We start from the raw sequence: 6,286 nt of genomic DNA on the forward strand, positions 1-6,286 counted from the left end.
CATTTATTGCTGGGATTCAATCATTTAATTGCTGCAATGAATCAATTTAAACCTTGTTATGCTTCTGGATAATTTAACTTATTTTCTACTAGCTAACTCCGGAAAGTGACAGAAGAGGGATAAGTACGCAATATTAGGAGTTGCTGATATTGGTAACACAGAATCTTTCAGCCTGCAAGTAGTCAGACTTAAGTATAATCACTGGAGCTATAAATATAATTATGATACAAGCTGACTACGCAAATAGCGGACTCTGTTGTCACACATCTCAAGGTTGATCAAGGACTACTTATTAAACTGCTGGCAGAAATTCGACCGAATCAACACTTTTACGATCTTCTAGTAGTAAATTAGCAATTGCAAATAAAACTTCTGCCTTCTCTTCATTAGAAGCTTGCATAACTAGCGTCTTTAAACTAGTAGTATCGTCCATACCCAAGCGGGACCTAGCAAAGCTTTTGGCAGAGTCAGGGAGAAAATTCAACACAGCAAAATAATCTCCAGCCTTAAGGTCTTGCTTGCCATTAACAAATCGACTGAGGCTGCTTTCACTAACCCCTGTACCATCGGCTATATCTCTGGCGGTCAGCCCACTTTCCTTAATTGCCCTGATCAGAATTTGCTGGTGATTCATTTTGTTGCTAATTTGCAAGTTTTAGCTTAATATTTTCATGCTAGCAATTTTGCTAATTATCAATTATTAAGTTGTTGTTTCCACAATAGCAAATCGGCTAACTACGTGCAACTCAATCTTAACAGTTGCACTGCAAGCAAAAAAGTAGCCCTTGTTTGGGGGACAGGGGCGGGGGTTTTTGATTCAATAATTCTCAAGGATATTATGACGCAAAATAACGCAAAAATTCAAGGGAAATTTTACCCTCTGCAACATGAGGAATGGTTAGAAGCTTGCCGAGAATTAACGCAAGCACAACTTGCTGTACTGTACTACATCCGCACCACTGACCCCTATAACCAAGGGATAGAGATTAATTGTGCAGAAATAGCTCGTCTACTGTCAAAGCCAGAGCGTATAGTTCACAGGCAAACCGTAAGCCGCGCCCTAAAAGAATTAGATGCAAAAGGATTCATTGACCTCGAACTACTGCAAGTCAAAGCCAAGGTGATGGCTAAGGGAATATGGTGTGATGACGCACCTGTGGTGTGTGAAGACACCATAGGTGTGATGAAGCATCAAGGGTGTGATGATGCACCACAGGTGTGTGAAGACACCCAAGGTGTGGTGACGCACCGCGATCGATCGCTACACACCACGGTGGATCGTGACGCACCGCGATCGATCGCTACGCACCACGCGAAGTCTGAAAGCCTTACACAGCAGGAATCCCAAAACTCTAAGATTAATAAGATATATATAGACTTTTTAGACTCTCTCTCAGAAGGCGAGAGAGAAAGTTTTTTAGAATTTGGGAAGAACAAAGCCGCCCAGCTTCCCAGACCGCCCGAATTACCCCTCAAATGGATTGAGGCGAATTTTGAGGAGTTAGCCGCCCAGTGGCGAAAAACCCCCAGTGGCGCGGCAACCAACAGCAAATGGAAAAATCACCCACACTATCAAGAATGGCTTGATAAAATCCGTTCCTTGGGCTTTGCAGCGTTCATTTACGAGACTGGGAAACGTGACAAAGAACGAGAAGAATTTTTTAGGTGGGCAAATGCCAATAATTTAATTTGGGGGGCAGAGTCATGAAACTGCCACAGCTCCCCCCAGAACCCATGCGCCGCGAAGATGAGCCAGGATATGAAAAAGAAATTTGGCATCCCCAATGGCAGTGTTTCTGCTGCCAAGATACAGGCAAGGTACAGCCGCATTTAGCCCGCTTGGTCATCTCTGGTTACGACTATGACCGTGATCGCCTTCCTGTTTGTCAAGCACCTGGTTGCAGTGCTGGTTCCAACTATCTGCACCTAGAGGATGAAATTGATATGCGGCTCACGTCGGCGATTTGCCAAGAGTTAGACCGGATTGAAAGAGAAAATTGGCGACAGACAACCCTCAATAAGGTGGCACTCATCCAGGAGCGAATTAAGCAAACTGCCGTAGCAAAAAGCTTAAGACAACGCGATCGCACACACGATGAAGAGATAATGGCAGCCGAACGTCACCAGGTGGCACTGGCTGAAGCTGACAAGGCAATAGTAGCGAACTGTGGGGAGGAAGTATGAAATGCTCCGACAAATTGACCTCTGCTCAGGGGTGGGCGCTGGTTTCCCCCTTGCAGGACTCATCACTGGAGGATTCAAGCTGCAAGGACTGTGCGAAATTGACTCTTTCTGCTGCGGGCGACTGTGCGATCGCTTTCCCGGTGTCACCATCTACCGAGATGTGCGCGAACTGTGGCTCAGACCAGGGGACGCAGATATTTTATCCTCCAGCCCTCCCTGCCAGCCCTTTACAGTTGAAGGAAAACGTTTGGGAAGCGCTGACCCAAGAGATTGTATCGGAGCCGTCTTGCGACACGTTAGAAGAAGTCAACCCAAATTCTTTGTCCTCGAAAACGTGCCTGGATTGCTATCAGCTCCCATTATTCCCGGAGCCGAACCCGGCACATATTTTCGGCAGATCCTCCGGGAGCTTCATGGCAGTGGGTACGATGCAGAATGGATTGTTGTCCCAACAGCCCAGTACGGTACTCTCTGGCAAGGAGAAAGGCTCTTGCTTGTTGCCACGTCCCGGAGCCTTAAGCTCTTGTGGAAACGGGCGACCCCCTGGTACGACCAAATCCGAAGCGAAAGCGAAGAAGCTGGGGATATTGCAGAAAAACGAAGTTTACAACCCCGATTGGCTAGAACTACAGTTCGGGCTGCCAGTGGGGTGGACATCGCCCCAGGAGTGCCGAGCGGCAACTCAATTACTCGCGCCCGTCGCGCCGCCCTCGGAAACTGTCTCGACAATCGGCTTGCTCAAATTGCCCTCCGGCGAGTACTCTACCTCCACTCCCTCTGCACCTGAGAAAAATGCTAGTGAATCATTACTAGGGGATATAGATAAAAGCCCTGGTAAAAGCAAAGAACAATTGCAAATATCCCCTAGTACTAAAAGCCCTGGTAAAAACCGCCGACAAAGGGGCTTGGGTAGCGGATATATTCATTGGCGTACCATTACTAAAAACGGGAAAGACTACCGCCAAGCTTATTACCACTGGAAAGAGAACAAGCAGAAAAAAACCAAGTACATTCCCAAGAAATTACTAGGGGTGATTCAAGAAGCTGAGGCTGCTAAACGTCCAGTGATAGAGATATTGGGATTACTAGGTGTTGGGGTAAGCCCTAGTAAATTACTAGGGGATATTGAGATAAGACCTAGTAATAGTGAGGTACTAGGGGACATGGAGGTAAACCCTAGTAAAGAAGCATTAGAGATAAACCCTAGTAATGAAATATCCCCTAGTAAAATGCGACGGCACAAAGGGGAGGGTAGCGGCAGCATCCACTGGCGCATCATTACTAAAGGTGGCAAGGATTACCCGCAAGCTTATTATCACTACGAGTTTTGGAACGAGGGCGATCGCCTAATTAAATCTACAAAATACATTCCCAAGCGGTTACTTACCCAAGTACAGCAGTTAGAGCAACAAAAAGCACCAGTGCGGGAGATTTTGGGGGTGTTGGGTGTGGTGGAATGAGGGGTGATGCCTATCGGCAAGCCGCAGAGCGTCTACGCTACTTAATTCCCTCGCATCATCCCTCTAATATATGCTGTGCAATTTTAATTGCTGTTGGCGCTCCTTTAGGATTGGCTGATGCAAAACATAGTAAATATAAAGGACTATTGCGTGAGTTACGCAATACAAGTGGATTTTCTGCAACTCCTGCAAATGCTGTCTTCAATCGCTCAACAAAATATCGGCTAATTGACTCAAAATTGGCTATCTTTTCTGTTTTTTCTGCTGAAGGGTTATTGTCTATCTCAAACAAATTTAGTTGCTTGCTTTGTGGCTCTACAGATTGATAAAAAGCTTCAAACCAGTCGTCAGTTCCAAATATATTATCAAGTCTTCTTCGCCAAGCTTCTTGAATGTTTCCATCTCGCGTTAATAGCCTATTTACCGCCACTCCCAAAGGAAACAGATACCAAAGGTCAATTGCTTGTGTTTGGGCGATTAAAACAATTGTCTCCCACGGAATTTGCATTCCAAATGGATCTAAAAATAGCACTGCGCGATTCTTTCGCCAATCCTTTCTACACAAATTTTGTAAATAAATATTAGCATCGTCATTAATTATTATGATGTCTTGACTTTTATCTGGAAACTCGACTTTCAACTGCTCTAAGTCAGGTATTTTATTTTTGTCCTTCTCAATAAAAATGTATCGATTAAACCTTGGTTCTACCTGAAGTGCAATTCGTGCTGAACCATCCATAAATCTTTGTGGTTCTTGCTCAACGAGTTCGGGAAATAGTAATTGACTTTGTAATTGACTTTGTTGTTCTGCATCTTTAAGTTCCCTATATCCCGTACCTGCAAAAGCATCTATATAAGCATATTTTAATCCCTTGTCCTTTAATACATGTACATAAGCAGGAAGATATTTACGAATTCGATTTAATTTCTCTTCTGTCCAATCGCCACCGAATACTTGTTTGTTCATTTATTTACTAAATCAGCCTAAGTATATTATAGTTTTTGTTTGGATTACATAAGTAATTTAAAAAATATTTAAATAAAGAAAATGATATAATTTTTCTAGTCAAAAAATTGATGTTTACTACCAATTTTTGATTGATAAAATCAAGGTGATTTTAAAGATATAAATTCTTATAAATAGGAAGTGGGTATATTCTATGTCGATTGTCAAAGGTACTGAAGAAATAATTAAACCACTTCAGGAAAGTGAGCTTAACAAAAAGGGATTATGTGACTATGTAATCAACGTGGCATCAGGCTGCTTGCATGGTTGTACCTTCTGTTATGTCCCCTCAACTCCAGCAATTCGAGCAAGGCAGTCACAACTAAAAGACAAAGGAGTTGATAACCCACAAATGGACTGGGGACAGTACCTGTTTGTCCGTCAAGAAATCCCCCAGAAGCTAGAGAAAATCCTCAGCCGTAAGAAGGCTTGGAGAGAGACACGATCTGGCCAAGGTGTAGTTTTACTCTGCTCAGGTACTGACCCATATCAAAACAACCAGACTGCAAGTGTTACCCGTAGCGTAGTTGAGATTTTATTGAAATATAACAAGAAAGTTAGAATTTTGACTCGTAGCCCGTTATGGGTGAAGGATATCGACATCCTGAAGCACAAGAATGTAACGGTTGGAATGAGCTTGCCTTACCTAGATGATGACTTGAGTCGGCAAATTGAACCTCATGCACCTTCACCAAGTCTGCGCTATGAGGCAATGCTTGAAGGTTACAAAGCTGGGTGTCGATTATATGTTGCAGTTGCTCCTACTCCTCCCAATATGGCTTTAGATGATTTTAAAAGGCATTTAGAGAAAGTAATGTGTATTAACCCGGAAGTCATCTTTTGGGAACCTATTAATGCCCGTGGCAGTAATGGTAAAAGAATGGTGGCAGCAGGACTAGATTTTGCCGCTTCTGTGATGACTAAAAAGTCATGGGCAGAATGCTTTATTAGACAATGGGAATATATGGAAACTGCTGCGACTGAGTTAGGGTGCTTTGATAAACTGCATATTTGGGTTGACCCTGGTTTAAAAGATTATGTAGATAGTAAAAAACTCAATCACTGGCTACATAAACCAACAGTCGAAAGATGGGGCAATTTGGAAGTTTCACGGCATAAAGCAGCTTAATATTTTATGCGATCGCACCCCTACACTCTGCTAAAATCCGGGTATCCAATCGCACAACCCTCACAGGTGTTGGGGGTATCAGATTAATTATTGGCGTTTGTAACGGATATTGTTACTGCAAACGCTCCAAGATTATCGTCATACCATAGGCTAAAATTTCTATTTTTCTTGATTTGCTGCCATTTTTTATTACGTTCGTCATACTGCTTTTTATGTTCTTGTTTCTTCTTTCCTTCATCCCATTGAGAATAGACTTTTTCAGCTATATTTCTGTCGCTATTGATGGAATCAAGAACGCGATTTTTGTAGTAATCAGTATTGGTTATTGGCGGTAGATAAGCCTCTTTATGCTCTGGTGATAACCATATATCATTAACTGTTAGCAAAACAGGGTAAGAGCATCTCAATCAGGCTTGACACAAGGAATCAGAAGAATCTAAAGTGTTGCTAATGAAAAAACAATTGAGAACCTGAACCATATAATTGTTATCCATAGCAGTGCGTTTC

8 protein-coding genes are annotated in these 6,286 nt (G+C 42.9%); 5 read left to right on the forward strand and 3 right to left on the reverse strand.

Annotated features, from left to right (window positions below; all coding sequences use genetic code 11):
* Nucleotides 1-292: 292 nt before the first annotated feature.
* Entirely contained in the window at nucleotides 293-634 is a 342-nt protein-coding gene (locus tag HXY43_RS21040) for a helix-turn-helix transcriptional regulator (RefSeq protein ID WP_290887214.1), read from the reverse strand.
* A gap of 204 nt (nucleotides 635-838) precedes the next feature.
* On the opposite strand from HXY43_RS21040, the gene HXY43_RS21045 reads away from it, so the two are divergent.
* Genes HXY43_RS21045 through HXY43_RS21060 form a run of 4 tightly spaced genes read left to right on the forward strand, consistent with a single transcriptional unit; the run spans nucleotide 839 to nucleotide 3,644 of the window.
* Nucleotides 839-1,708, forward strand: a complete 870-nt coding sequence (locus tag HXY43_RS21045) for a hypothetical protein (protein WP_290887217.1) — start codon at nucleotides 839-841, stop codon at nucleotides 1,706-1,708.
* Entirely contained in the window at nucleotides 1,705-2,184 is a 480-nt protein-coding gene (locus HXY43_RS21050) for a hypothetical protein (protein WP_290887220.1), read from the forward strand. Before HXY43_RS21045 ends, HXY43_RS21050 begins: the two co-directional genes overlap by 4 nt.
* Nucleotide 2,185: 1 nt before the next feature.
* On the forward strand, nucleotides 2,186-2,971 hold the full coding sequence (locus HXY43_RS21055; RefSeq protein ID WP_290887223.1) for a DNA cytosine methyltransferase: 786 nt from the start codon (nucleotides 2,186-2,188) through the stop codon (nucleotides 2,969-2,971).
* Nucleotides 2,928-3,644 carry a hypothetical protein gene (locus HXY43_RS21060; RefSeq protein WP_290887226.1) on the forward strand — a complete coding sequence of 239 codons (717 nt, stop codon included), beginning with the start codon at nucleotides 2,928-2,930 and terminating at the stop codon, nucleotides 3,642-3,644. The genes HXY43_RS21055 and HXY43_RS21060 overlap by 44 nt, the downstream gene beginning before the upstream one ends.
* Nucleotides 3,645-3,699: 55 nt before the next feature.
* Here the strand turns inward: HXY43_RS21060 and tcmP are convergent, their stop codons facing one another.
* A complete protein-coding gene (gene tcmP / locus HXY43_RS21065; RefSeq protein WP_290887231.1) occupies nucleotides 3,700-4,611 on the reverse strand; it encodes a three-Cys-motif partner protein TcmP in 912 nt (303 codons plus the stop codon).
* 193 nt (nucleotides 4,612-4,804) lie between these two features.
* Here tcmP and HXY43_RS21070 point away from each other — a divergent pair, with 193 nt between their 5' ends.
* Entirely contained in the window at nucleotides 4,805-5,779 is a 975-nt protein-coding gene (locus tag HXY43_RS21070; protein ID WP_290887234.1) for a radical SAM protein, read from the forward strand.
* An 83-nt stretch (nucleotides 5,780-5,862) separates the two neighbouring features.
* Here the strand turns inward: HXY43_RS21070 and HXY43_RS21075 are convergent, their stop codons facing one another.
* The gene (locus HXY43_RS21075) at nucleotides 5,863-6,165 is read right to left on the reverse strand and encodes a hypothetical protein (RefSeq protein ID WP_290887237.1); all 303 of its coding nucleotides are present in this window, start codon (nucleotides 6,163-6,165) and stop codon (nucleotides 5,863-5,865) included.
* Nucleotides 6,166-6,286: the final 121 nt, after the last annotated feature.

The organism is Fischerella sp. (genome assembly GCF_013388695.1).
Classification (GTDB): domain Bacteria; phylum Cyanobacteriota; class Cyanobacteriia; order Cyanobacteriales; family Nostocaceae; genus PCC9605.